The 25572-nt window shown below is 46.5% G+C and carries 22 protein-coding genes; 6 read left to right on the top strand and 16 right to left on the bottom strand.

Annotation, left to right across the window (positions count from 1 at the left end):
- Window positions 1-97: 97 nt before the first annotated feature.
- Window positions 98-931 (bottom strand): diaminopimelate epimerase, encoded by an 834-nt coding sequence (dapF, locus tag NSQ38_RS15340; protein ID WP_036614947.1) that lies wholly within the window; start codon window positions 929-931, stop codon window positions 98-100.
- A 182-nt stretch (window positions 932-1113) separates the two neighbouring features.
- Entirely contained in the window at window positions 1114-3972 is a 2859-nt protein-coding gene (locus NSQ38_RS15335; RefSeq protein WP_339782754.1) for a cation-translocating P-type ATPase, read from the bottom strand.
- 357 nt (window positions 3973-4329) lie between these two features.
- Between NSQ38_RS15335 and NSQ38_RS15330 the strand changes: the two genes are divergently transcribed.
- Both NSQ38_RS15330 and NSQ38_RS15325 read left to right on the top strand, forming a co-directional pair.
- Window positions 4330-6102: an NFACT RNA binding domain-containing protein gene (locus tag NSQ38_RS15330; RefSeq protein ID WP_339782752.1), complete on the top strand. Its 1773-nt coding sequence runs from the start codon at window positions 4330-4332 to the stop codon at window positions 6100-6102.
- Between the two features lie 415 nt (window positions 6103-6517).
- Window positions 6518-6964, top strand: coding sequence for a GNAT family N-acetyltransferase (locus NSQ38_RS15325; protein ID WP_101313589.1), 447 nt, complete (start codon window positions 6518-6520; stop codon window positions 6962-6964).
- Window positions 6965-7108: 144 nt separating this feature from the next.
- On the opposite strand, the gene NSQ38_RS15320 is transcribed toward NSQ38_RS15325, so the two are convergent.
- The 8 genes from NSQ38_RS15320 to NSQ38_RS15285 form a co-directional block, all read right to left on the bottom strand.
- Window positions 7109-7978, bottom strand: a complete 870-nt coding sequence (locus NSQ38_RS15320; RefSeq protein WP_339782750.1) for a PHP domain-containing protein — start codon at window positions 7976-7978, stop codon at window positions 7109-7111.
- Window positions 7979-8044: 66 nt separating this feature from the next.
- Window positions 8045-8968 carry a selenium metabolism-associated LysR family transcriptional regulator gene (locus NSQ38_RS15315; RefSeq protein WP_036614641.1) on the bottom strand — a complete coding sequence of 308 codons (924 nt, stop codon included), beginning with the start codon at window positions 8966-8968 and terminating at the stop codon, window positions 8045-8047.
- A gap of 132 nt (window positions 8969-9100) precedes the next feature.
- The gene (locus NSQ38_RS15310; protein WP_017687436.1) at window positions 9101-9538 is read right to left on the bottom strand and encodes a hypothetical protein; all 438 of its coding nucleotides are present in this window, start codon (window positions 9536-9538) and stop codon (window positions 9101-9103) included.
- Between the two features lie 165 nt (window positions 9539-9703).
- Window positions 9704-9967 carry a YlbG family protein gene (locus NSQ38_RS15305; RefSeq protein WP_026080981.1) on the bottom strand — a complete coding sequence of 88 codons (264 nt, stop codon included), beginning with the start codon at window positions 9965-9967 and terminating at the stop codon, window positions 9704-9706.
- Between the two features lie 30 nt (window positions 9968-9997).
- Window positions 9998-10435, bottom strand: coding sequence for a YlbF family regulator (locus NSQ38_RS15300; RefSeq protein WP_036614642.1), 438 nt, complete (start codon window positions 10433-10435; stop codon window positions 9998-10000).
- A 152-nt stretch (window positions 10436-10587) separates the two neighbouring features.
- On the bottom strand, window positions 10588-12297 hold the full coding sequence (locus NSQ38_RS15295; RefSeq protein ID WP_339782749.1) for a helicase-associated domain-containing protein: 1710 nt from the start codon (window positions 12295-12297) through the stop codon (window positions 10588-10590).
- A 35-nt stretch (window positions 12298-12332) separates the two neighbouring features.
- Window positions 12333-14027, bottom strand: coding sequence for a DNA repair helicase XPB (locus NSQ38_RS15290; RefSeq protein ID WP_339782748.1), 1695 nt, complete (start codon window positions 14025-14027; stop codon window positions 12333-12335).
- Between the two features lie 192 nt (window positions 14028-14219).
- Window positions 14220-15389 carry a M20 family metallopeptidase gene (locus NSQ38_RS15285; RefSeq protein WP_076318910.1) on the bottom strand — a complete coding sequence of 390 codons (1170 nt, stop codon included), beginning with the start codon at window positions 15387-15389 and terminating at the stop codon, window positions 14220-14222.
- Window positions 15390-15599: 210 nt separating this feature from the next.
- Here NSQ38_RS15285 and NSQ38_RS15280 point away from each other — a divergent pair, with 210 nt between their 5' ends.
- Both NSQ38_RS15280 and ftsW read left to right on the top strand, forming a co-directional pair.
- Window positions 15600-15947: a YugN family protein gene (locus tag NSQ38_RS15280; protein WP_017687430.1), complete on the top strand. Its 348-nt coding sequence runs from the start codon at window positions 15600-15602 to the stop codon at window positions 15945-15947.
- A gap of 13 nt (window positions 15948-15960) precedes the next feature.
- The gene (ftsW, locus tag NSQ38_RS15275) at window positions 15961-17250 is read left to right on the top strand and encodes a putative lipid II flippase FtsW (protein ID WP_091028619.1); all 1290 of its coding nucleotides are present in this window, start codon (window positions 15961-15963) and stop codon (window positions 17248-17250) included.
- A 175-nt stretch (window positions 17251-17425) separates the two neighbouring features.
- Here the strand turns inward: ftsW and NSQ38_RS15270 are convergent, their stop codons facing one another.
- A complete protein-coding gene (locus tag NSQ38_RS15270) occupies window positions 17426-17788 on the bottom strand; it encodes an Asp23/Gls24 family envelope stress response protein (protein WP_017687428.1) in 363 nt (120 codons plus the stop codon).
- Window positions 17789-17971: 183 nt separating this feature from the next.
- Here NSQ38_RS15270 and cax point away from each other — a divergent pair, with 183 nt between their 5' ends.
- Complete coding sequence (gene cax / locus NSQ38_RS15265) at window positions 17972-19042, top strand: calcium/proton exchanger (RefSeq protein ID WP_036674882.1); 1071 nt, start codon at window positions 17972-17974, stop codon at window positions 19040-19042.
- Window positions 19043-19403: 361 nt separating this feature from the next.
- Here the strand turns inward: cax and NSQ38_RS15260 are convergent, their stop codons facing one another.
- The 5 genes from NSQ38_RS15260 to NSQ38_RS15240 all read right to left on the bottom strand — a co-directional run bounded on the left by NSQ38_RS15260 (window position 19404) and on the right by NSQ38_RS15240 (window position 24460).
- Window positions 19404-19697 (bottom strand): YlaN family protein, encoded by a 294-nt coding sequence (locus NSQ38_RS15260; protein WP_017687426.1) that lies wholly within the window; start codon window positions 19695-19697, stop codon window positions 19404-19406.
- Window positions 19698-19906: 209 nt separating this feature from the next.
- On the bottom strand, window positions 19907-20152 hold the full coding sequence (locus tag NSQ38_RS15255) for an HPr family phosphocarrier protein (protein ID WP_339782747.1): 246 nt from the start codon (window positions 20150-20152) through the stop codon (window positions 19907-19909).
- A 96-nt stretch (window positions 20153-20248) separates the two neighbouring features.
- Complete coding sequence (locus NSQ38_RS15250) at window positions 20249-21364, bottom strand: aminopeptidase (protein ID WP_339782745.1); 1116 nt, start codon at window positions 21362-21364, stop codon at window positions 20249-20251.
- A 111-nt stretch (window positions 21365-21475) separates the two neighbouring features.
- The gene (locus NSQ38_RS15245; protein ID WP_339782743.1) at window positions 21476-22333 is read right to left on the bottom strand and encodes a hypothetical protein; all 858 of its coding nucleotides are present in this window, start codon (window positions 22331-22333) and stop codon (window positions 21476-21478) included.
- A gap of 135 nt (window positions 22334-22468) precedes the next feature.
- Window positions 22469-24460, bottom strand: coding sequence for a sensor domain-containing diguanylate cyclase (locus tag NSQ38_RS15240; RefSeq protein WP_338587877.1), 1992 nt, complete (start codon window positions 24458-24460; stop codon window positions 22469-22471).
- A 465-nt stretch (window positions 24461-24925) separates the two neighbouring features.
- On the opposite strand from NSQ38_RS15240, the gene rpsD reads away from it, so the two are divergent.
- A complete protein-coding gene (rpsD, locus tag NSQ38_RS15235) occupies window positions 24926-25525 on the top strand; it encodes a 30S ribosomal protein S4 (protein ID WP_062835377.1) in 600 nt (199 codons plus the stop codon).
- The last annotated feature ends 47 nt before the right edge of the window (window positions 25526-25572 follow it).

Below are 25572 nucleotides of genomic sequence, written 5' to 3'. Positions count from 1 at the left end.
TACAGCCCCCAATATGTCTCTGTACAGGAGACACGACCTGTTCTTATTGACAAAAAAAGAGGCCCGCAGGCCTCTTGTGTTACACCGTTCACTTGATTTATGAAGTGATTCCCTTAAAAACAACTTCAGCAGGTCCAGTCATGTATACATGATTGTCAGCTTCATTCCACTCAATGTGGAGATCTCCACCCTTGAGGCTGATGACAGCTGTACGATCTGTATGTCCATTCAGGACAGAGGATACCAGTGTCGCACAAGCTCCGGTTCCACAAGCAAGTGTTGGACCAGCTCCGCGTTCCCATACACGCATGTCCACATATCCACGGTCACGAACTGTGGCGAATTCAACATTGATTTTTTTCGGGAACATGGGATGTACTTCAAGAAGTGGGCCCCAAGTTGTGAGATCAAAATTAACAGCATCATCAACATAGATAACCGCATGCGGGTTACCCATGGATACGGCAGTGAATTTGAACGCATGTCCATTCGCTTCAATGTAGTGATCAACCACTGGATTGGCATCCACCGTTGTAGGCACTTGAAGACCGTTCAGAATCGGCTCACCCATATCGACACGAACCGTTTCCACTTTACCATCACGAATGTTGAGACTCACAGGTTGTACCCCTGCACCAATCGTTTCAATGGTGATCTGCTCCTGGTTCACGTGACCATGATCGTATACATATTTGGATACACAGCGAATGGCATTACCGCACTGTTCTGCTTCCGAACCGTCCGAATTCATGATACGCATCTGAAAGTCCGCCTTCTCTGAAGGCAGTATATAAACCAGGCCGTCCGCTCCGATGCCAAAGAAACGGTTGCACCATTTCACAGCCAATTCTGCTGCATCTGCCGGAAGCTCCTTTTCACCAAATACAACGATAAAATCGTTACCAAGTCCGTGCATTTTCGTAAATTCCATAATCTTGCCCACTCCTTTTGGCAGTCTGCTGCCAAAGCTATATTCTTGCTCTTCTACAGGATTACCATAGAAATTCATATTCAACATTTACACAAAAAAGCTATCCTGCAAAATGCCAAAGCTTCCGCTTCGAATCATTTTGAGGATAGCATACCGAAATGGGTAAGGAAAAGGTATTGATTTTATGCCGAAAACTTTGTACTTTTCGGTACGAAGCGGCCAGAACCACCCATACGGCGGCGGTTACGACGACCACCCCAGACGCTGCCTGCGCCCATAAGGAACGTTGGAATGCCTGCAGCAACGATACAGAGCGCCCATTCACGCAAACCAAGCGGTACGGTTTTGAAGATCGGCTGCAACGGTTCAACGTACATCACAACCAGCATCAGTACAACCGATGAAATCACGGCAAGAACCAGATATTTGTTCTGTAGTGGATTCCGATGGAAGATCGACCTCGAACTACGGCAGTCAAAGACATGAATAAGCTGCGCCAATACGAGTGTAGCAAAAGCCACAGACTGTGCCTTGATCAGTTGACCCGGATTATCCGGTGCAGCCTGAAGGGTGAGCCAGAACGCTCCGAGTGTGCATAATCCAATTAATACACCCCGGCTGACGATTTTCCAACCGAGTCTGCGGGCAAAAATGTTTTCCTTGGCTCCACGGGGTTTGTGTTCCATCAAATCTTTTTCCGGCTGATCTACCCCGAGCGCCATTGCAGGCAAACCATCCGTCACCAGGTTAACCCACAGAATCTGAATAGGTACAAGCGGCAGTGGCAGGCCCATCATCATTGCAAAGAACATCGTCAAAATCTCACCCACGTTTGATGCCAGCAAATAACGGATAAACTTTCGAATGTTCTCATAAATATTACGACCTTCTTCAATGGCAGCCACAATGGTTGAGAAGTTATCATCACTCAGAATGAGCGCCGAAGCCTCCTTCGTCACATCTGTGCCTGTAATGCCCATCGCGATCCCAATGTCAGCTGCTTTAATCGCCGGAGCGTCGTTCACTCCATCCCCCGTCATCGCAACGACATGCCCTTTGCGCTGTAACGATTTTACGATGCGAAGCTTGTGTTCAGGAGACACTCTTGAGAATACGTATATGCCCTCTACCTGTTTATCCAGTTGCTCGTCTGTCATGCCTGCCAGTTGTTGACCACTTAGCGAGGCACCTCCACGTGGAAGAATCCCGAGTTGATGAGCAATGGCTTCTGCCGTTGTTCCATGATCACCTGTGATCATGACGGTACGAATGCCTGCTTTGCGGCATGTGGCAATCGCATCTCGCACTTCACGACGCGGTGGATCTATCATACCTGCAAGCCCTACGAAGACAAGTTGACTTTCGGCGGCGTGTTCGTCAGCCACTTTTTCTTCCGGCCGCACTTCACGATAGGCCATTCCGAGGACACGCAGTGCTGCTCCAGCCATGCTCTCGTTAGCTGCCATCACTTTCTGCCGCAGCGTTCCAGTGAAAGGTACAACCTTGCCTTCCCACAAAATATAACTGCAGTGTCCGATTAACACATCCGGTGCACCTTTGGTGTAGATCATTCGGCCACCCTGATGATGAACCAGGACCGACATGCGTTTACGCTCCGAATCAAACGGGAATTCCTGCTGGCGGGCATACAACTCTTTGAGTCCGGCAGGAGTAAGCCCCATTTTGGAGGCCAGTGTGACGAGTGCCCCTTCCGTCGGATCGCCCTTCAGCTCCCAGAATACATTATCTCGTTGAACGGTTTCTTCTTGGGGGTCACCTTTTTTCGTGTTTTTCTTTCCGTCCTTTTTGTTATCCTTGCCCTTTTTCTTGTTCCCCACCTCGCTTGCAGCACTTTCCACAATACTCGCATTGTTGCAAAGCGCGCTGATCTGGAGCATTCTGCGTAGGGATTGATCACTCTTCAATTCCACCGTTCGACCGTTCTCCAGCATCTGCCCTTCAGGTGCATAACCATCTCCGGTAACCTTGATGCTGCGTCCCTCCAGCCACACATCCGTTACCGTCATCTTGTTTTGAGTGAGCGTGCCTGTCTTATCCGAACAGATTACGGATGCACAGCCAAGGGTTTCGACTGAAGGCAGTTTGCGTACAATGGCTTTACGTTTGATCATACGCTGCACGCCTAGTGCGAGTGCAATGGTTACAATGGCCGGCAGACCCTCCGGTATGGCAGCCACCGCGAGGCTGACCCCTGCCAGAAACATGCCAACGGCTGGTTGTCCGTGCAATATCCCGGCGACGACAACCATAATGGTTAATCCCAATGCGACAAAAATCAGAATTTTGCCCAGTTGTTCCAGCCTGTGCTGTAACGGTGTTTCCTGCTCCTCCGTATTCTGGATCAGATCGGCGATTTTGCCCATTTCCGTCTCCATCCCCGTACGGATAACCACACCTTTGGCGGTACCACGAGTGACCATGGTACCCATAAAACCAATATTCTTCTGATCACCAAGCGGGACGTCCTCATCGGCAATCGGAAGGCAATGTTTGCTTACGGGAACCGATTCCCCGGTAAGGGCTGACTCCTCCACATCCAGACTGTTCGTTTGCAGCCAGCGCACATCAGCGGGTATGCGGTCCCCACTCTCCACCATGACAATATCCCCGGGGACAAGTTGTTTGGCGGCAAGGTGTACTTCCTGGCCTGAACGAAGCACTTTGGCAAGAGGTGCAGACAACTGTTTCAATGCACGAAGAGATCGTTCAGCCCGGAATTCCTGTACAAACCCCAGAATCGCATTCAGTACGATAATAGCTACAATCGTTACCGCATCCAGGTACTCACCCAGCAATCCGGATACCAACGTTGCTCCCATCAACACCAGCACCATAAAATCCTTGAACTGATTCAAGAGCAATGTAATTGGAGAAATGCGTTTCCCCTCGCTCAGCTCATTCGAACCGACCACTTTCCTCTTCTCTGCTACAGCTTCATCCGTCAATCCTTCCTGCGGGCTGACGCCAAGAGTGTTACGAAGCTCTTCATCACTAAGTTGATGCCACTTGGTATGTTCCATGCTTCAAGTTTCCCTCCCAGTCTGTATTTCATCTGCTAAATAAGCTCACATGACTCACCGGCGTGCTGGTCGACAGGCTGTACACTATGCCGGACAAACTACCTGCTCTATATGTATTCGGACAGGTCTGTGATTAGCACCCGGAAGGTGAATCCTTTCCCTGATGGACAGAATAGGCTAAAATAAAAGTCTGCGATGTTCTGCGCAGTACCAATTCCAGCGTTCAACAGGAAAGCAACGAAGAATCTGCAGCCAGTCCTTGTTTTTTTTACATACCTGGTTGCACGTTTAAGTTATATAGATGAAGCATTTGCCATGATAAATGCAGATGCTCGATAGAGAGAGGAAGTGGAAAAAATGGCATTGGACGGCATCGTAACACGGGCCATTGTTCATGAACTGCAAGGCTGCATTGGTGGACGTATCAGCAAAATCCATCAGCCGAATGGCCATGACGTAGTTCTCACACTGCGTGCTCAGCGCGGAAATAGTAAATTGCTTGTTTCGGCAAGCCCAACCTATCCCCGTGTGCATTTTACGGAAAAGACATTCCTTAACCCTACGGAAGCACCCATGTTCTGCATGCTGCTCCGCAAGCACTGTGAAGGTGCAATCATTGAGGAGATCCGTCAGATTGGCATGGAGCGTATTATCCACATCAATGTGCGCCAGCGCGACGAACTGGGGGATGTTTCGGTTAAACGGATCATCATTGAATTGATGGGGCGTCACAGTAATATTATTTTGCTTGATCCTGTAACAGGAACAATTCTGGATGGTATTCATCATGTAACTCCGTCCATCAGCAGCTACCGGGTAATTATGCCCGGATTCTCGTATACTGCCCCACCCGAACAACATAAAAGTAATCCGCTCGAAGTGAGCCTTGCAGCATTCGAGGACAGCTATCATGCCGCTGAAGAAGAGGCATCACGCTGGCTTGTGAACTCCTTTAGCGGTCTTAGTCCGCTGATCGCGGGAGAGATTGCAGCCCGTGGGATTGCTGCTGAAGGCACAGCGAGCACTCAGGCTGTGGCGGAGGGTGAGAGCCGAGTAGAGGCTGGTGCACTCTGGAACGCTTTTGAAGCCGTGATGGGACCTGTCAGAGATCATATCTATACGCCTGTAACCGGATTGAACGCCAAAGGCAAAATGATTTTTTCGGCCGTTCATCTTCAGAGCATTCAGGACTTGGAGAAAACCTATGACACGATGAGCAAGTGCATGGAAGATTACTACGGAGACAAGGCTGAACGGGACACGGTAAAACAAAGAGTAAGTGATCTGCTCCGTTTTCTGCAGAATGAGCGAAGCAAAAACATCAAAAAGCTGGACAACCTGAACAAGGATCTGCTGGAAGCGGACGATGCTGACAAGTTCAGACTATGGGGTGAGTTGCTGTTTGCCTCCCTGCATCAGGTCCACAAAGGGGATAAGAGCGTGGAGCTTGTGAACTTCTACGATGAAGACCAAGCCAACATAACCATTCAGCTTGATCCGCTGCTTACGCCGTCTGACAACGCACAACGCTATTTTAAGCGGTATAACAAATACAAGAACAGTCTGGCTGTCATTCATGAACAGCTTGGCAAAACCAAAGACGAGATTGACTATCTCGATAACCTGTTACAGCAGCTATCCATTGCATCCATGAACGATATTGAGGAAATACGGGATGAGCTTGTGCAGCAAGGATATCTGCGTGACCGTAACAAAAAGGGTAAAAAGAAGAAGAAAAGCGACCGTCCGACCGTACACCAGTTTACCTCCTCGGAGGGAATTGATATTCTTGTGGGTAAAAACAACCTGCAGAATGAGTACGTGACCAACCGTCTCGCTTCTTCCAACGACACCTGGCTGCATACCAAAGACATTCCAGGCTCACATGTCGTTATTCGCAGTACGGACTTTGGTGAAGCTACATTGGAAGAAGCAGCACAGCTTGCTGCCTATTTCAGCCAGGCCAAGGAGTCCAGCAGTGTGCCTGTGGATTACACGTTTATCCGTCATGTGCGCAAACCAAGTGGTGCGAAGCCTGGTTTTGTGATCTATGATCATCAGAAGACCTTGTTTGTCACGCCAAATGATGAATTGATCAAAAGTCTGCCATCCACGATTAAAAATGGATAAGCTATATAAGTTGAACTAAAGATTATTTACACTGACACTACGATGACAGGACAACCTTCCAATCGCTGTTATCCCCAGATTTTTCTGATCCTCTTTTCCAAGGGTAAATCCGGGGATAAAAGCGAAGCTTATGCTTCCGAAGTAGCTTTCTTGCAGAAAGCTTTTAGCTCCGCTTTTTCAGGTTTTTTCTGTCCTCTCCGTTATCGTATAAATGATTATTTTAACTTATATAGATGTAACAGTAACAATAGAAAAATCCCCTGACCATTAACGGTTCAGGGGATTTTTGTTATTACATTACTTGTTTCAATAATATGTGAAGCTAAGCTTATTTATCATTTTATTGAATATTAATTCATTTATACGTATAATAATTCAATTGTAATGAATAAAACTACTGATAAGGAAGTGTACCGTGACCATACATATCAGAGAAACTCAACCTGATGATCTGAAACCCCTGATGGCATTAATGCATGACTATGTGGTGGGATTCTACAACAACCCCTGGCCTGGTGATCAATCCATCCAGCTTCTGATCAACAACCTGCTTAATCAGCAGATCGGTGCTCAATTCGTGGCAGAAGAGGACGGGAAGCTTATCGGATTTTCTACCCTGTTCTTTACATACAGCACGATGAAAGCAGAGCGTGTCGCCATCATGAATGACCTATTTGTTACGGAAACATTCAGAGAAGGCGAAGCAGAAGCCAAATTATTTGCACACTGTCAGCAATATACGCGTGACCATGGATGTGCATATATGTCTTGGATCACAGCAGTGACCAATGAGCGGGCACAGCAATTATTCGAACGTCTCGGGGCTACACGTGGCGCTTGGGTAAACTATTCCATTACATAGACTATTTTCAGAACAAAAAAAAGGGACATGCAAACATGAACGTTCAGCCCTATCATGCTTGCATGTCTCTTACTCCTTCGATCTTAAAATGTATCCAGTAATACAGAATTTATTATAGTCAGATAGAGCGTTGCAACGTCTCGCTTACTCTCCCCTTTGCTGTGAAGCAGCTGCCTTCAGCCTTTCCAACACATCAACCGTTACGGTCTTGCTACCAAGATCCCCGTGGAAAACAACACCTTGCCGTTTGCCATGATAATCAGATCCACCTGTTTCAATGAGGTCGTATTCCTTGGCCAGCTTACCATACCTGCGTTCCTCTTCCGGGCCATGGTCCGAATGAAACACCTCAATGCCATCTGGACGAGAGTCTTCGATGATACGTCGCACCAATTCATCATCGTTATAGAGACCCGGATGGGCAATCACAGCGGCTCCACCTGCGGCTCTGATCCACTCACACGCATCCTCTGGTGCAACGCGGGGTACAGATATAAAGCCCGGCTTGCCTTCAGCAAGATACTGATCAAATGCATCCCGCATGTCAACAGCGTAGCCTTTTTTCACCAGCACATCGGCCATATGAGGTCTGCCAATACTCTCATCCGGCTCTAACGGTCGTCCAAGCTCATCCAGTACCTCCTGCCAGCTTATATCAAGCCCGAGTTCTTGCAGCTTGGCGATAATCAGATGATTCCGCTCATCTCGCGCTTCTCGTAATCCGCCCAACCGTTGCAGGAATATCTCATCCTCCGTATTAACGTAATAGCCCAGTACATGAATATCTTTGCCGCCAGCCCGGGTGCTGATCTCCACTCCGGCAACAACATCAATATCGTACTCTTTTCCCGCTTGCTGTGCTTCCGCTACACCAGCTACTGTATCATGGTCCGTCAGGGCAACCGCAGATAGCCCTTTTTGTTTGGCAAGCTTCACATTATCAGCAGGTGGCTGCATTCCATCGGAAGCCTGACTATGCGTATGAAGATCACAGCGTCCTTGGCGCTGATCCATGATCAACAGCTCCTTTGTGTAAATTGATTATGATTTAATCTTATCTACCATTGATGTTGCCAACTATTATGCCTTCCCCGTTTTATGTACCGACTTAGGCTGCTCCTGCTGACGCAGATAATTCAGGAAAGCGACTGCTGACAGGGGCAACAAGGACGATTTTAGATGGATGGCATAGAACTGCCTTTTGAATTCAAGTCCGCGGATATCCACAATATGAACAAGTCCCAGAGCCAGTTCATGCTGCACCGAAGAAGGAGATAACATCGTAATGCCTACCCCTGCCTCCACGGCTGATTTTACCGCTCCTGTACTGCCAAGTTCCATTACAACATTCATATCCTGTGGATCAATCTTTTTCTTTTGCAATTGGTCTTCCATCACCTGACGAGTACCCGAGCCCTTCTCACGCAGCACAAAAGGATAATTCATGACATCCTCAATATTCACTTTGCTACGCTTAGCCAGATCATGCCCGGCAGGTACAATCAGTTTCAGCTCGTCCTGCATGACAGGCTCTACAATCATGTCCGGGTGGTGCACTGGCGCTTCAATCAGACCAAAATTAAGCTGGTGCTTTAATATATCATCCATAATTTGCGTTGTATTCATCACTTTCATGACGATTGAAATATCCGGATATTGAAGCGCAAATGGTCCAAGCATGCGTGGAAGCACATATTCCCCGATCGTTAAACTGGCTCCCAGCTGGAGTCGACCTTGTAACATCTGAGTAAACGCCGACATCGCTTCGTCCGTCTGTCTGACCAGCTCTACACTCCGTTTCGCATGAGGCAATAAAGTCCGGCCCGCCTCGGACAATTCTATTTTTTTGGTGGAACGATGCAGTAACTTGGTCCCAAAATAGTCCTCCAATGATTGAATCTGCATCGTTACTGCCGGTTGAGTCATATGTAATGCTTGTGCAGCAGCTGAGAAACTCCCCTTCTCTGCTACCGTATAAAAAATATGCAATTGGTGAAAATTCATATCTTCGCCCCTCTTCGATTACACTCTCTACATTGTAGCCGATTTCCCGCTTGGCAACAAAAAAAGCATGCAGCTTGTCTGCATGCGATAATACTTAAATCTATGATTTCAACATATTGAATCTACTCAGGCTTACTTATGCTTACGGCTATTTTTGACCAGCGTCATTCTTCTTGAATGTCTTAACCATGAATAATATGACTTCAGGTCCCTCAATTCAATGGTCTCCGACATACGTCCCAGAAACGTAACTACAATCATTTTGTGCAGCGGGTTGCCCGCAATATCATATTCTCCTTCAAGTTCGGAAAATTCGGCGACCACCACCAGATCCTCATCAATCAGGTAGACGTCCTGTTCATTACGGTAGTATGGTGTTATACGGTCCTGCTTCAGACACTCCCATAACCACGCCGCAATATGGTCATCATCACTACGTGCAGGCTCAATACGGTCTGCATACCGCATCTTGGCATGATGGGTAATGACGATGTCGGCCACTTTCTTGTCTCCAAGAGCCACGAAAAACGGCTCGTAGGTGCTCCAACGTTGCATCACCTTATCACGCATGGGAATCACTCTCCACCAGATAGGACTTTCTATCTATTTATTACCAAATATATTACAACATTAGTCCCGCAACCTCAAGGCGTAAGTTTAACTTTTTTTCACAATAGCCAATTTGTGTATAATTCAAGAAAAGAGCGACCCCAAAGGGTCCCTCCAGTTTCTCTTCTATATTCCATAAAAGCTCGTTTTGTCCATCGTTTTGCTGGCATACTCGGTTTTGATCTCATTACGATACGAGCGTTCGATCTTGCGCACATAGGAAAGCCGCTTCACATTTTTCATCGTATCATCTGCCCGTTCTGCATTAACATACATGACCACATAATGCATACGGCGGGAGATATAATGCACGGTGCCATATTTTTCGAGATTACGGGCAGCCTTCAAATCACTGACCCAAATAATGAATCCTGTCCTTTCCGCAAACATCATCGTTCCCCGCCCTTCTATAATGATTACTTAACTGCAACCACACTTGCCGCCACTACCGCAGCCGCCCTTCGGATTCGGGTCATTGCTCGGTACTTTAATGGTCGTTGACACTGCAAATGCAATGGTCTCTGACATCTGGAACAACATATCATCCAGGGACTTCTCTGCCTGTTTGAAGCGGATTACCGCCTCGAAATTTTCCAACTCCTGTTCCAGAGCCTTCACCTGGTCTTTTGCTGCATGATAATCCGGGTGAAAATGACCGAAACGCTGTGTTTCTTCAAACAATTCCTTCTTGGCATTCAGCTTCCGAATCCCCATCTGAATCTCAGGGGTAGTCTCGACTTGCTGCTTCCAATATAAATAATCCGATACTTCGGCAGATTGGTTAATCATGTCGCCCAGTTCATATGCGCCCGTTAACACTTGGGCCATATCGACCGTGTTCATTTCCGCTACGCTCATGAAATATTCATCCTATCTATATATAAAGTTCTACTTAACGTAGACTACCTCATCATAGCATATCCATGAATAGTTAAGAAGAGTTTTTCCTGCAATTAGAAATAGGGGGAACTCGAAAATTCGCCTTTCAACCTGATATTCACATGAAATAGTCAGGTTATGACATCATCTGGCAGGATAAGACGCATTGTATCCCACTCTGACGGGGAGAATGTACGCCATTCCGTCTCTGATGTATTTTCACTTGAATCCAACATGCACCAACCGCTTAAAGTCCATTGTTCATGACCCTCTACCTGATGTGGAATGAGGTATTGCGTACGATTTTCCTGTTGTATCCCCAGCTTTGTCTGCCACTCAATGGCTTTGGCAGCAATCTGTCGTGCGGTTGAACTATGATATCGACGCCACTCCTTGTACCAGTTCTCCGGTATCTCCTCAAATCCCAACAGAGAGAACTTCTTCTCAATGACAGAATGATCATGCTCCAACCCATGCAGAGAAGCAGGGACATCAACCAGACCTTGATTATCGGGAGTGTAGAAAGAAGAATATACACCGCTAAACATATCTTTTTCTAATAACTTCGGATCATCTGCGGAGCCTGTACTTTCCTCCATACTTCTATCTACAGTCAATGGTGCAGCATCCGTCTCCTTGCCCCAATCTGCTAACGCAATCCGTACATTCTCCGGTATACCTGTCAGCGCATATTGATCCAGAAACTCTATCACTGCAGGTAATCCATACCCGCTGGCTATGGCCGAAATGAATCGTTCTCTTGTCATGCGGTAGATCGACATTCGATCACGCGTCACCCGTTCTGCGCATTGCTCCAGCATCCAGATCACATCAGGCCCTGCGTCCGGTGGCACCAACATTTCAAAATCAGGCTGGATATAGAATCCACACGGCTCCGTCTCACTTACCATCTCATGTTCCCGATTTAACAGGCTCTGTGGTTCGATCAGCCAACGGAATGCCAGCGCTCCCGACTGATCTTCTCCTACTTCACCATAACCCCAGCCAGCCAGTGCGTAGAGCCAGCCCCTGACCCGTGGTTTCAATTCCGAATTCTCTATATGGCACCATATGTTTTTTTCTGGAGCAAACACTGCCAATTGATAACGGAAATGCTGCAACGCGGGTTCAGATTCTCCGTATCTTTCCATACACGCTTGATATATTTCCCGATGCATCTGTCTCCACGAGAGCTTCAACCATTTTTGTAATCGATGTTCTACAATCTGAATTCGGCCATCTGACTTCTGAACCAGATTCAGACTGAGCAGTAGATCGAGAAGGATCGCTACGTGGGTCGGATACATATCCGAATGTTCATATTGGATGCCCATACCATCAAAGTCTGTAGCGGATAGTACTGTTATTGCACTTAATTTTTGAACCGTTCTCTTATGTATCGTACCTTTACCTGTCAAAGGAAGTCCTTCTCTTCCGATCCAAGCGATCAGATGAATCAACTCTGCAGCGAGATCCGGCTTTCCTTCCTGTAGTACATGAGCATGCTGTGCCATCTTTTCAACGGTTATACCCACTCTTTGTGCGTAAGCAATCGTCAATGTCTCCATCAGTGAAGCAGGAATATAGAATAATCGCTCCCCCCAACTCTTATATACAGATTCAATCCATCTTTGCTGCCTAAGGTTGGCGAATGAAGATTTGGCTTCTGCCACACTTAGGCCTTCGATGGCCCACTGTTCTCGCGGCAGGAGGGAGGAAAAAGGCTGACCGGCATGTTTGTGAAAAATTGCACCAAGTACTTTTTGTTCCACCAAAGTAAGCTTTGACCATGAATCAAGGTTCAGTACCACAGGCTCATCTATTGGTTCAAATGAAGACATATCCAATCCCTCCTGTTTGCGCGAGTATAAATGGACTATTCGTTCTCATGAACGATGGCATATTCATATCCCTGCTCCACCAAGAACATCTGACGGTTTAATGCAAACTCCTGTTCCTTACTATCCTCTGATACCAGCGCATAGAAATAGGCTTTGTTTTCTCCAGCTTTTGGTCTCAGAATTCTCCCCAAACGCTGTGCCTCTTCCTGCCTTGACCCGAAACTCCCGGATATCTCAAGCGCAACAGCAGCATCGGGCAGATCCACAGCAAAATTGGCAACCTTGGATACCACAATCGTTTTAATCTCTCCACGTCGAAAAGCGGCAAACCACTTGATTCGCTCTTGCTGTGACATGGTTCCCGAGATTAGCGGTGCTTCAATTTCCCGGGCAATCAACTCGAGTTGATCCAGATATTGTCCAATCACTAGCGCAGGCAAATCCCGATGACGTTCCAGCAAACGCTTGACTACACGTACTTTCGCCGGATTCTCAGCAGCCAATCGAAATTGGTGCTTAACCTCGGCTTGCAGATAATTCGATCTTAGTTCCGGGGAAAACGGGATACGTATCTCCTGACATTGTACATCAGCAATCCACCCTTGCTGCTCAAGTTGTTTCCACGGCATATCATAGAGCTTCGGACCAATCAGCGAGAAAACATCCTGTTCACAGCCATCCTCTCGAACCAATGTAGCCGTTAATCCCAGTCTTCGCGTAGCTTGAATATCCGCAGTTGCACGAAACACTGGTGCTGGCAGCAAATGTACTTCATCATATATGATCAGGCCCCATTGCCGCTCACTGAGCAGTTTGATATGGGTAAAATCAGCATCCTTTGATTTCCGGTGTGTAAGAATCTGATATGTGGCTACAGTCACAGGTTTCACCTGTTTTTTCTGACCTGAATACTCACCAATCTGTTCGCTGGTAATCGTTGTTTTGTCTTGAATTTCTTGAATCCACTGTCGCACAGACGTTGTATTGGACGTCAAAATAAGGCATTCACATTGAAGCCGCTCCAGCACGGCCATGCCGATGACCGTTTTGCCTGCTCCGCAAGGAAGTACGAGCAAACCGCTTCCTCCCATGCCCTCACTGCCCTCGAATGCATCCACAGCCTCTCTCTGGTAAGAACGCAGCGCAAATCGCTCAGAGTGGTCCCCTGGATCATTGGTTCGCCATTCGAATGAAAGCTTGGTTCCCGCCCGATACCCCACGTAATCAAGCACAGGGTAACCCAATCGTGTTAATTCCCTTTTTAATAACCCTCGCTGTTCTCCTGGGAGCAGAAGTTCATGAGCGTCCTTGCGTTCCATGCGAAAGGCAGCTATCGTTTTCAATTCACTTAATTCATCCAGCAAATGCTCATCCTCACTGTAAAGGCGCATTCTGGTGTGATCTGCTTCGGAATGCAGCTTTAATTTGCCATACTGATCCATGATTCTCCGAACATCCTGTATCAGTGCAGCAGGCACGTTCCAGCGGGATACCAGCTCCAGACTTGCGATGACCTGATCTGCATTCCATCCCAGCGCAGCCGCATTCCAGAGCGATAACGGAGTGATTCGGTAAGTATGAAACGCTGCCGGTGTCTTAACCAGTTCTGAATACATCCCAAGCTGCTCTCTTGCTCTTTCGAATCCGGGGTGGCCGACTTCCAGCAAAACTGTAAAATTTCGCTGAACGATACAAGCATCTGTCCTTACCATATGTTCTGTTCCTTCCATTTGGAGCCTTCCTCCTATCACAAAAAAGTCCAGTTCCGGCAGCTTCCGAAAATGAACCTGTATAATTGCGAGTTCAAAAAGTTTGGTTTTCTGTACCGATAAGTGGACTTTTTGAACAACATCTATAAAAATCCACAAAAAAACATCCTGCCCATACCTCGGTATGAACAGGATGCCCAACTAGCTATAAAGTCATTCGGCTGTGTAACCCTTGGCCATGGCGATAAATAATCTCACGGCCGTCTGCATCGCGTCCTCATCAAAATCAAACATCGGATGATGATGCGGATAGATCGCATTTTTATCCGGGTTGCCTGCTCCAACAAACATAAAGCAACCTGGAACCTTTTGTAGATAATACGCGAAGTCTTCCGCTGGCATCAGCATTGGGGATGCTTGCACTCGTTCTGCTCCAAATAATTCTGTAGCTTCTCTGAAGAAACGCGCTGTCTCCTGCTCATCGTTCACCACAGGTGGATATCCCATAATATATTTCACTTGCGTCTCAGCTCCATACGCTGCCCCTGTCTGAGCTACCATGGTAAGCACGCGCTCTTTCATCCCGTTTCGGGTCTCTTCATCAAACGTTCTTACCGTACCGCTCATTTTGCATTGCTCTGCAATTACATTCTGAGCCGATCCTGCCTGCATTGTACCAATGGTCAGCACCGCCGGTTGTAATGGATCCACCGAACGACTGACAACGGTCTGAAGCTGCATCACAAGCGCAGAACCCGCGATGAGACTATCTATCGTGGATTGTGGCATCCCGCCATGTCCACCTTTGCCTTTGATCTCAATGTAAAAATCGTCCGCCGCAGCCATCATCGGTCCTGCTTTGCTGGCAACCACACCTACAGGCAGCGGGGTCCACAGATGAATTCCGTATATGACATCCACGCCTTCAAGCGCACCATCCGCAATGACCTGGACTGCACCGCCCGGAAGCAGTTCTTCTGCTGGCTGGAACAAAAAGCGAATCTCTCCTTGGATCTCCTGCTTGTGACGGCTGAAATACAATGCCGTACCGAGCAGGATTGAGATATGACCATCGTGGCCGCATGCATGCATCGCTCCTGCTTGTTGTGATGCATACTCGATATTCTTTTCATCCTGAATTGGAAGTGCGTCCATATCAGCTCGCAGCATGACGACAGGACCCGGCTTGTCCCCACGAATGGTACCGATGACCCCGTGACCACCAACATGACGCCTCACTTCCACGCCAAAACTCTCCAACATATCCGCTACAAAAGAGGATGTCTTCTCCTCATGAAAGGAAACCTCTGGATTGCGATGAAGGTGACGCCGCCATTCCACCATGTGGATCTGCAGATCTTCCCACCATATATTATTAGTCATTTCTCTCCACCCTTTCAATCTTGAACGGGACTTGTGTCAAGCCCGAACCTTCCTCTTCAAACCTATTGCTGTATATTGTAGCAGAATTGGAAGAAAACCGATACGAAACACCTTTGGAAAGCTTGCACGGGAAGGGGAAACATACTATCATGAACTAGAGAAATACTCGAGAAATTATACTCGGAAGCTTATGAGGAGGATCAAACGCTTATGATTTTTGAGAATACAGGCTTGGATGGCTTGAAGAGCGACTTGGCATACCTGGATGAGAGCGCCGAGAAAGTCGGATTTGTCCGGTGGCAATGGGAATATTACCGTGCTACATACGACTACAAAATTGAAGATGAACAAACCAACTCAGAATACTTTGTACGCATTAATACCCGCGCTGTGGAAGGCAAATTGGAAAAACCGGATACCGTTCTTGCTGTTGAAGCAGTATACCTTGGCAAAGCCACTTTCCCTCACGGCCTGGATTATGACTCTTCCGTTCCGCAACCAGTCGTGAAGCTGGCAGCCCAAAAATTACAGCAGCTCAAAGAACTGCTGGAAGCATAGGCTGGGCCAAACGATGAAACAACAAACGGCCCAAACGAAAACGAAGAGAGGCACGCCGGATTTTCAACTGCTAATCCTCACTTTATTGTTGGTGGGCTTTGGACTGGTGATGGTATTCAGCTCCAGTTCCAGCATTGCAATCGCAAGCGATAAATTTAACAATGATGCCCTTTACTTCACGAAAAAACAACTTATGTGGGCGATTATCGGTCTATTTGGCATGTTTTTTGCCATGAATATCCGCTTCAACAAGTACAAAAAGCTCTATGCACCCTTTTTCCTGCTCACTACGGTCATGCTGGTGATTGTTTTGATCTCAGGTGCAGTATTGAACGGTGCACGAAGCTGGATTCACATTTTCGGTTTTAGTCTTCAGCCTGCAGAGTTCGCGAAAATTGCTATCATTCTCTATCTCTCTGCTCTTATTACCAAAAAAGGTGAGAAATTCAGGGTTTTCAAGACAGGGTATTTTCCCGTCTTGTTCATCGTTGGATTCATCGCAGGACTGATTATGCTGCAACCAGACTTCGGTACCACCTTTATCCTGGTGTCCACCTGTGGTCTCTTGATCTATGCCGGGGGAGCCAGTATGAAACATATCCTGGGTTCGATTCTCTTGGTTGTACTCGGTGGGGCACTGGCGTTTGGAGCAAATTCTCTGTTTTCTTCCATGTCTCCTTCCGACACAACAACTGCTACAACAGCAGTCACTGCGGAGCAGAACTACAAGATCGGACGTATTCAGGCTTTCCTTGATCCATTGTCCGATATTAATGGCGGAAGTCTTAACCTCTACCGTTCTCTTGTTGCCATTGGTGATGGCGGCATGACAGGTTCCGGGATTGGACAAGGTACGATGAAGCTGCACTATTTGCCAAATGCGTATAATGACTTTATTTTCTCCGTAATTGGGGAAGAACTCGGATTCATCGGAAGTTCATTATTCCTGCTAGTTTACCTGTACTTCATCTGGCGCGGAATTATTGTCTCTCTCCGCTGTCCCGATCCATTCGGAACATTGGTCGGCATAGGTATCATGGGACTAATCGCGATTCAGGCATTTATCAACATCGGTGGTGTAACTCAGACCATTCCGGTGACGGGGGTTACGCTTCCGTTTATCAGTTATGGGGGTACCTCACTCTTTGTGATGATGGTTGCCATGGGCATTCTGCTCAGTATCTCACGTACCAACAATCTGGACGTGATCAAGGAAGAGAAAACGAAGTCCGTGACTGTACAGACACAGACTCGCACCTCTCCTGCTCTTCGTTCACGGGAGTCCATCCGTCGGATTCGATAAACGGGATTATACCTTCAGAAACAGAACAGGTACCCATTCAAAAGAAAAAGAAACATAAAAAAAGCTGTGCACCCAATGGATGCGCAGCTTTTTTTGTGTGTACTAGGTATAATTCTGTCTATCAAGATGAAGAACAGGTCAATGTAGCTCTGTCCCCCATTGCGGATTGCGAATTCTACAGATCGTCGCCTTTGAAAGATACGCCTTCTACCTTTACATTGACTTCAACCACGCGTAATCCGGTCATGGTCTCTACCGCTTCTCTTACATTCTGCTGAAGCATACGGGAAACTTCATGAATCGGGGTTTCGTACAGGACGATGATGCGCAGGTCAATGGCTGCTTCCAGCTGGCCGACCTCAACGCTCACGCCTTTCTGTACGTTTTTACCGCTGAGTCGCTTCGCCCAGCCCTCTGACAATCCTCCAGACATTGCGGCAATTCCGGGTGTTTCCATTGCAGCCATTCCGGCAATTTTTGCAACCACGTCATCGGCAATCCGGATGTTTCCGCTCTCCAGTTGAAGTTGTTCTGCCATGCCACATCCTCCTTCACTTCGTTACTCGTATTTTAAATCCTTTCCACCCCAAAAAGCAAATTAAACTCAAAAAGATGCGTTTACAACCTACCACCATTTGGTTATATTGAAATATGAAAATAATCTCATAAGCGATTTACAATGCAATTCAAAACAAAATAATTTATAACCGAGGTGTTTGTTGTGAGAAACCGGATTTCATCCATTTTGCTGATTGCGTTCTTTGCACTCAGTGCCATCGCCCACTACTTGAAATGGGATTCGATTCTACAGTTCGTGATATCAGCCATTTCGGTTATTTTTGTGGCCGGTTTTTTAGGCAAAGCCACCGAAAATGTAGCCCACTACGCCGGACAGCGGCTAGGTGGATTCTTGAATGCCACCTTCGGCAATGCTGCCGAATTGATCATCGCCATTTTCCTCGTGAAAGAGGGACTGTTCGACATGGTCAAAGCAAGTCTGACAGGCTCCATCATCGGAAATCTGCTGTTAGTGCTCGGGTTAAGTATTTTTGCCGGAGGACTCAAGTTCAAAATCCAGAATTATAATGTTTCACTCGCAGGTCTGAATGGTTCCCTGATGATTGTTGCCATCATTGCCCTGTTTATCCCGGCAGTCTTTCTCAATACACATTCCATTACACAGAAAGACACCAATACACTTAGTCTCATCGTGGCCGGATTGCTCATCCTCGCGTATATTGCCTGGTTGCTATTCTCCATGGTGACGCATAAGAACTACCTTGCAGACGTCACTGAGGATCGCGATGAAGAGCTACCTCATGAGCATGCTCCGGCGTGGTCCAAGAAAAAATCTATTCTCTACCTGGTGCTCGCAACAGTCATGGTTGCCTTTGTCAGTGAATGGCTGGTGGGTACGCTCGAAGTCTTCACTTCGGAATTTGGACTTAGCGAGCTGTTTGTCGGTGCATTCCTTGTGGCCATCATCGGTAATGCGGCCGAACACAGTGCAGCCATCATGCTTGCCATGAAAAATAAAATCGGAGCAGCCGTCGAGATTGCGGTTGGCAGCAGCTTGCAGATCGCGCTCTTCGTCGCTCCTGTTCTGATTTTTGTCAGCTACTTCACAGGCAGAACCATGGATATCGTATTTACAACGATTGAACTGGTCGCCATCGGCGTATCCGTATTTATTGCAAAGTCCATTACCCAAGATGGTTCAACGAATTGGTACGAAGGTTTACTCCTGCTCGTGGTATATATCATACTCGGTGTATCCTTCTTCCTGGTGTAACTAGGCCCTCACCAAGCTATATAAGTTGAACTAAAGAATATTTACACTGGACACTCCGATGACAGAACAACCTTCCGATCGCTGTTATCCCCAGATTTTTTTTGATTCCTTTTATAAAGGGTTAAATCCGGGGATAAAGGCGAACGCTCCGCTTCTTCAGGTTATTTCTGTCCTCTCCGTTTTGTGTAAATGTTTAGTTTAATTTATACAACAAAAGAGGCAGCCCGAATTTACATTCGGTGCTGTCTCTTTGCTTATATACGCCTTCGGGCTGGCTTGCCTCCCCCATTCCGTTCAGACGCACAAAAAAAGCATGCATAGACGCCTGCATGCCTTCTATTCTGACCCGCGCATTTGCAGGCTATTGCTCATTCTTCTTGTTCAAGGCTTCATATAAAATTGCCAAATTCCGCTCAAGCGCGCTAACCAGCTGCTTACCTGCACCTTCTGGAAGGAGCCCTGCACGAACAGCAAAATCAACTTCCTTGGAGAACCCATACATCTGTGTATCCAATACTTCCTCATAGAGAGGGCAGTAGCGGGTAGCCAGATTCTCCATCTGTACTTCAATAAGCTTCTGTATTTTATCTGCATCTTCTTGAAGAAGACTGATCGCTTTCAAATTCAGCTGGTCCTGCAGATCAGATGAAGTCATGCATTTTTCCCCCCTATGTCCCAAAAATCGCGTAAAGACGTTCTACCTCTAATATTAGACGAAATGAAGAGCTAATACAAGAACCTGACCAAAATAAGCCCGCAAAGTTAAGCCTTCTGTTGAAGCTTAATCCTCCTGTTCCAGTCCCGTCCAGATGTGTATTCAGGTCATGTTATGCCAAAAAAGGCAGAGGTGCTTCTTGAGAGTTATTACTCAGCTGCGATGCTTACATTCAGTCCATGCTTGGCAAATACTTCTGACATGGCTGCTTTCGCTTCAACTGCATCTGGACCATGAACATGCAGTTCATAGCTATGCGTGCTGATCAGCGTTGTAAACAATCCGAGAATACTTTTGACATCGATATACTTGTTCTCCGAATGAAGCACGATTGAAGAAGTAAACTTGCCTGCTGTTTGAGCAATTTCCACTACAGCCGCGTTATTACTCGACATAGGAATCCCTCCGTCTTTTTACTATTGGTATCATCTATTAATTACCACTACATGATACCGTGAATCCGCTTTCCTAGCAACAGCAAAATCCTGTTCCTACTTCAAACGGTCCGGGTTCAGGCATTCCAGCTCAGGAATAACAAAGATACCGTCTTTACGAATCAGCACATCGTCAAAATAAATCTCTCCGCCGCCATAATCTGGACGCTGGATCAACACCAGATCCCAGTGGATGGATGAGCTGTTGCCATTGTCTGTTTCTTCGTAAGCCTGACCTGGTGTAAAGTGCAAACTGCCTGCGATTTTTTCATCGAACAGGATATCTTTCATCGGATGCAGAATATGCGGGTTGAATCCGATTGCGAATTCACCGATATGACGAGCACCCTCATCCGAATTCAGGATTTCATTCAAACGCTCTGTATCGTTGCTTGTCGCTTCAATGATTTTTCCATTCTCGAACGTGAACTTGATATTTTCAAATGTCACTCCGTTATACAGCGTTGGCGTGTTATAACTAATCGTTCCGTTCACGGAATTACGCACAGGGGCACTGTACACTTCGCCATCCGGGATATTTTTTTGCCCAGAACATTTCTCTGCACCGATATCTTTGATGGAGAAGCTCAGCTCTGTTCCTGGTCCGGTGATACGAACTTTGTCCGTCCGCTTCATCAGATTAGCGAGCGAGTCCTGCGCTTTGTCCATTTTGGCGTAATCCAGGTTACATACGTCGAAGTAGAAATCTTCGAACGCTTCTGTACTTGTGTTGGCGAGTTGCGCCATACTTGCGTTAGGGTAACGAAGCACAACCCATTTCGTATGTTTGACACGTTGTTCACTATGTACCGGGTGGGAGTACAACGAATTGTACATTTTCATTTTTTCTTCCGGCACATCAGACAGATCATTCACATTTTCTCCCGCACGAATACCGATATAACAATCCATCTGTTTCATCCGGTTCAGATCAATCTCTGCCCATGTTTTCATCATTTCTTCTGTGGCATTTTTCAGCATCGCACGCTGTACGGTTTTATCAGTCAACTGTACAAAGACGTTACCACCTTTTTTGCCTACCTCTTCGATAATGGCGTTAATCAGATCACGTTCCGATCCAATCATCTCAACCAATACATTTTCACCAGGCTGTACATCTACTGAATAGCCCACCAGGTTTGCTGCAAGCTTTTGAATTCTTGGGTCTTTCATCTTGGTAAAATCCTCCTGTCATCTGCCATACTTGAATTGAACAACGGTAAATTACGATACTATTGTAGCACGCGAACAGTCATCCCGTCAGCAGGCAGTCCCTCACTTCGTTTATTGATATGACTTGAAGTTTACATCGGTGACAAGGGCTTCTTTGTTACTTTTACGGTTGTTGTCCGTGTAACTCATCTGACTTTCAGAGGATAAGCGAAGAGGCAGACTGCTCTTCCGATCTACCGTGAGATGATATACCGTCTGCACGCTCGCTTGTTTCATCATCTGTTGCATCGTTGTTTCACCCTGTTTCCAAACTTTCTCCAGATCCTTCTCAAGCTTCTCCTTACGCGTCCCTTTCACCGTAGCTGCCTTATGCATATATTCTGCCCGAATGGCGTTCATCTCGTCGTTTAGCTGGGCTACAGCCCATGATTTGGCGTCTTCCGGTGCAAGTTCAATCCGTAATGTTCTGGTTCGACGACCATCCCCATACTCGGATTGAATGGTTTTGTTCATCTTATCGATCTTCTCCATTTGAGCAATTGGATTAAAACGAGAAAGAGACCCTCGCAGCGGCTCATGCTGCGCCGACAATGCCATCCATTGCCCTTGTTTCCGCTCGAAAGAAGCGCTAAACCCACTGGGCTGTCCATTATTTTTTACGGCAGACGTTTGAATGCCTGTCCCCACAGCAGTTACTTCTCCAGGTAATCGGGTCTGAAGGGTCAGACGATCATGATTCTCCAGCTTGCCTTCAAATTTGAATTGATTCTCAAACAACCCGCTGTTCTCCCGTCGAAGTCCTGCCTCTCCTTCAAAACTCAACGTTTCTTTTCCCGCTATCCCGGATAAAGCCAAGGAAAAAACCTCTTCAGGCGTTCGATCTCGCTGGATGAATCCACAACCTGGAACACCAATAATCACAATGCTCACAAATAACCATAATGTACGTACCGAATGGCGGTTAAACATGTCTATCTTCACCCTTCCGTGAACTTTCTCCATAGATTGCCCTGCCCGTATACGCTTATACTTCCTTCTATACACAACTTGATCTCCAATGCACAAAAAAAAAGAGAACGACTCCGCAATTGGAATTGTTCTCTCTTAACGAGTTACATCCTGTTCCTCTACAACGATTCTGTTACGACCACCATTCTTGGCGCTGTACAAAGCCATATCAGCCCGATAAAACAAGGACTCTACACTGACCTTTTCATCCATCCAATTCCACTCTGCGATGCCACTGGATACCGTAACGGGCGGTCTCGTCTCTTCTGCGACTCTCTTTCGAATCACTTCCGCATAATCTAACGCTTGCCTTACACTCACCTGTGGCATATAGATCGCCAGTTCTTCTCCACCCCATCTGGCGCAGACATCCTCCGAGCGAACAGAGCTGGTGACGATCTCACTCACTTGCTTCAATACTTGATCCCCCGTCTGGTGTCCAAATGTATCATTCACCTGTTTGAACTGATCAATATCCACCACAATGAGGGAGCCACAGAATTCATGAGCCTGTCGCTCGTGAATCACACTATCCAGATAATGCCTCACGTACAAACCTGTCAACATATCCAGATTAGCCAAGCGCCGAACCTCGGCATGCAGCGTGGCATTTGACAGGGCAAGCCCGATATGAATGGATAACATCTGCAAAAGCCGATAGTTATCATATGAAAAGTAGTGCTCTCTACTGTGTCCAAGCAAAATGGCACCCTTCACTTCACCATTGACTCTGATCGGTGATGCAATCAGTGACATGGATCCCGTATCTTCCATGAAAAAGGAGGATACTTTATCAAATTGCGCATAATTGGCTATAATAAGCGGTTCCTCTGTTCGATACACCAAGCCTGCAATACCGTAGTCTACAGAAAAGGATTGGTGAAAAACATCTTTCACGTTAGAAGACATGACTTCGAAGTCATTGGTACTTTCATTGAGTTGAAGAATGCAACACGTTTCAGCCTGGAATATTTCCTTTAACTCTTGCTCGGATAGTTGATAAATCTCCGAAAGATGCAGGCTTTTGTTCAACCGCTGTGTAAGATCATTAATTAAACGAAGTTCCTGAATTAACATATTGGATTGTTCATGCAACTTGGCGTTCTCAAAGGCCGTTCCTGCAGTGTCTACCATCATCGTAATCAATTGCAAGTCCGATTCTTCCATAATCTCTTCATTCATTTCGATATGGAACACACCGTATATTCCTTGTTTGCCTTTCAGCGGAATCCCTACATCTACAATGCGGTTCTCTACATCATCTGAGCGAGCAACGATCAGCTTACCTTCCATAAATGAACGCACACAAATATCTTCTCCTCGCTCGTGAACAAGCAACGGTTTAATCCGTGGATCAGAGTTGCTCTGATCCTGAGACATATACAATTTGATATAAGTGGCCGGGTACAAGTAGTCCATACTGTCAAATACCTCATCCAATATGGCCTCGACATCCATTTTGTCATGCATTCGCTGAACAATCTGAAAGAGGATGGACCTCCGGTGTTCCTCACGGGCTGTTTGTTCATGAGCATGTAACAGGTCCGTCATAAATATGTATTCAAATCTTCGGTAAAAGCAGGTGCGATAATGCAATGCCTCAGATTGAACCACAGCTTCAGACGTTTCATATCCATTGGATTCATAGATCACAGCAGTGAATACGGCAAACATATCCTTGTTTGTTCTGGAAAATAAGGGATGTGTTATTATAAGATATTCTCCGTGTTCGCTTGTCCCTTTAAGAGACAGGACCTGTTTCTTATCCAAACATTCCAATACCAGCCTGCGTGCATTTACGCCCGGATTAGCTTCATGATCGCTATCGTATCCTATGCAATCGCCTTCCGTGTTCCACACGCTGTAAAAGGTTGATGTTCTGGCCAGCCTTGAACCCACTCTGGAGTTCCAGTCACTGTATGCCTGCTCTAGCAAGCTGCCCAAATATGAAAAATCAAAAGGTGTGATATCCATTTTTTGCATCCACAACACATGCTCTTCATGAGAACGAGGAGCGGCAAAAGATGCGGAATCGCCCGAACTTCGTGAATTCAAGCTGGCAGGTAAACTTCTTAGATGTTCTAACATGTCAGGCGCTCCTTTGCACCGTTTTTGCATCCACCAGGATGCATTAATCTGCAGACGTTATCGCAAACCTGCAATTTCGTTGCGATAACCTTGTTACATAAAGATGATTTAAAGTTAAGATACAATCTATTTTACTCTGTTTAAAGCTTTTTTGCATCCATATTTCAGAAAATTGTCCCATTATTTTAGGCCCAATGACCTATCGACAAATTTAGACGTTTTTTTGCTTTTATTCTACGCTTGACTTTGTTTATCTTAAACTGTAATATAAATTGTTGATGAAGACTACTAATGGGTCTTTAAATTTGGGCATTACCGGTTGTGTCACCCTCATTCTTTTTGTTGCTTTCAGGACAGCGGCTGAACTTTCCTGATCGTTCTATGCGAGGCCAAGCCCGCATCAACAAATTGGAGCGCAAACAGAGCCCTAATATGAACTTTAACTAAAAAGGAGCTACTTTAAACATGGCACGTTACACTGGTCCTAAATTTAAATTGAGCCGTCGCCTCGGCATTTCCCTTAGCGGAACAGGCAAAGAATTGAAACGTCCTTTCCCTCCAGGTCAGCACGGAGCTAACCAACGCAGAAAAATGAGCAACTACGGTATGCAATTGCAAGAAAAACAAAAATTGCGCCACATGTACGGTTTGGGCGAGAAGCAATTCCGCACACTGTTCTCTAAAGCTCAAAAAATGCAAGGTATTGCCGGTGAGAACTTCATGTTCTTGCTTGAGTGCCGCCTTGACAACCTCGTTTACCGCCTTGGGTTTGCTAACTCCCGCGCTGGAGCGCGTCAGTTGGTAGCACACGGTCACGTAACTGTAAACGGCAAAAAAGTCGATATCGCTTCTTACCAAGTAAGCACTGGCGATGTAATCGGCTTGCGTGAGAAGAGCCGCGCTCTTTCTTCCGTTAAAGAAGCTTTGGAAGGCCGTTCGCATCTTCCAGCATACGTTGAATACAACGAAGCAGCTGTAGAAGGTAAATTCATCCGCTTGCCTGAGCGTGCTGAATTGTCCCAAGACATCGATGAAAAACAAATCGTCGAGTTCTACAACCGTTAATCGTTGCAATCACATTAAAGTTTCAATCCAAACAGCTGTCGAGATTT

This window comes from Paenibacillus sp. FSL R7-0313, assembly GCF_037969885.1.
Lineage (GTDB): Bacteria > Bacillota > Bacilli > Paenibacillales > Paenibacillaceae > Paenibacillus.
This window is presented reverse-complemented; position numbering and strand designations above follow the sequence as displayed.